The organism is Bacillus sp. NTK074B (genome assembly GCF_017303375.1).
Classification (GTDB): domain Bacteria; phylum Bacillota; class Bacilli; order Bacillales; family Bacillaceae_B; genus Rossellomorea.
Map to the genome: position 1 here is coordinate 1 of NZ_JAFKOH010000101.1, position 265 is coordinate 265.

The window sequence follows — 265 nt, forward strand, 5'->3', positions numbered from 1 at the left end:
TGGATATTCAGTTCCGGGCGTCCTTGCGTCTAAAATAGCTTTTTCATCCGGGAGACAAGTTAACATCTCATTAGTAAAATTAGAATCAACATAATCTTTTGCTGCTGATAGAGCTTTATCTGCTTTTTGTTGAGCTCCTTCTGAATATTCTAATTCAATCCACGGAGTCCACTTATCCTGCCCGCTCACTTTATTTCTGATAAATTTACGCCTAGTATTAGGAACGGAATCAATGACACTGCTATATGATGTGAACTCCTGATAT

1 pseudogene is annotated in these 265 nt (G+C 38.1%); it reads right to left on the reverse strand.

The features are described from left to right. A pseudogene (locus JI667_RS21590) lies at positions 1–265 on the reverse strand (terminase); the annotation flags it as partial.